Source organism: Clostridium sp. SGI.024 (genome assembly GCF_050315195.1).
Classification (GTDB): domain Bacteria; phylum Bacillota; class Clostridia; order Clostridiales; family Clostridiaceae; genus Clostridium.
Genome location: NZ_JBNPON010000135.1, coordinates 1 through 1,615, shown reverse-complemented (window position 1 = coordinate 1,615; position 1,615 = coordinate 1). Strand labels below are relative to the sequence as shown.

Here is a 1,615-nt window from a genome sequence, read left to right as displayed (position 1 = left end):
AGCATAGATGGACTAATTATGCTTGTAGAGCATCAATTTAAATTAGATCCATTTGAAAAAGCTTTATTTGTATTTTGTAATAAGCAAATGAATAAGCTTAAGATATTACATTTCGATGAAGGATTCTGGTTATATTATCATAGGTTAGAAAGTAATAGATTTAAATGGCCTACTACTCAAGAAGAAGCTTTAAAAGTAAACAAGGAAGAATTAAAATGGTTGCTTAAAGGATATGAAATAAGAAATAAATCTAAATTTAAGCCAGTTACTGCAAAAAATTATTACTAAAATAAAGATAAAAAACTTAAAATTCTATAGTATAAATTAGCCGTAACCCTTTAGAAATAAAGGGTTTTATGTTATAATATGCATATAGATAGAATATTAAGGAGTAGCTAAAATGGAGTTTGAATTTCTGGAAAATGAACTTGATGAAAAAACAAAATCTTTGATTCAAAAAATGGAAAATGAACTAAAATCTAAAGATAAAGAAATTGAATCTAAGGATAAAAAAATTGATGATTTAAAAAATGAATTAGACTATTTAAAAAGACAATTGCTTAATAAAAATAGAAAGATATTTGGGAAATCCAGTGAACAAGTAGATGTTAACCAAATGTCTCTTTTTGATGAAGCTGAAAAAAATAGTGATCCTAAAGCTGCTGAACCTATTCTTGAAGAAATAACTTATTTAAGAAATAAAACTCCAAAATATGTAGGTAAAAAAGATAACTTAGCTCATTTAGAAAGAGTAGTTATAGAACATAAACTTGAAGATAAGGATCTTATCTGTGATAAATGTGGGAATGAATTAACCGTTATAGGAAAAAAGACTTCAAAAGAAGTTTTAAAATACATACCTGCAAAACTTTATATTGAAGAACATATTACATATAGCTATACTTGCAAGCCTTGCGAAGCGGAAGCTGAAGAAACAAATATAATTTCAACTAAAGCTCCAAGTACTGCTTTTTATAAAACAATGGCTTCAAATGAATTAATAGCTCATATGCTTATTATGAAATATCAACATGCAATGCCTTTATATAGACAACAAAATTACTTTAAAATGTTAGGAGCAGATATTTCAAGGCAAACTATGTCTAACTGGACGTTAGCGGCAGCTAATTTACTAGAAGATATTTATACTGCTATGAAAGATGAGCTTCTAAGTAGAAACTATATTCAGGCTGATGAGACAACCTTACAAGTTATTGATGATAATGGTAAGGAATCTAATTCTAAGAAATATATGTGGTTATATAAAAGTGGTGAATTAAAAGATCCAATTATCTTATATGACTACCAAAAGACAAGATCAAGTTCTTGTCCGAAAGAATTTTTAAAGAAGTTTTCTGGTTTTCTTCAAACCGACGGATATACAGGATACAATAAAGTTGAGAATATAAAAAGACTTTATTGCTTAGCTCATATAAGAAGAAAATTTCACGAAATCATAATAACACTTAATGAAGAAGCCCTAAAAAAATCAAGAGCAATAATAGGGTTTAATTACTGTGAAAAACTTTATAAAATTGAAAAAGATCTAAGAGAGGCCTATTCTAAAGAGGATGACTATTATAAAAAACGTTATGAAATGCGTCTTGAAAAAACA

2 protein-coding genes are annotated in these 1,615 nt (G+C 27.3%); both read left to right on the top strand.

Annotated elements, in window-relative coordinates:
- Window positions 1–288 (top strand): IS66 family insertion sequence element accessory protein TnpB (tnpB, locus tag ACQRD5_RS17055; RefSeq protein WP_427747102.1); only part of this gene is annotated, 288 nt, incomplete at its 5' end.
- 112 nt (window positions 289–400) lie between these two features.
- The coding region (gene tnpC / locus ACQRD5_RS17050) for an IS66 family transposase (RefSeq protein ID WP_427747101.1) at window positions 401–1,615 on the top strand (1,215 nt) is incomplete at its 3' end.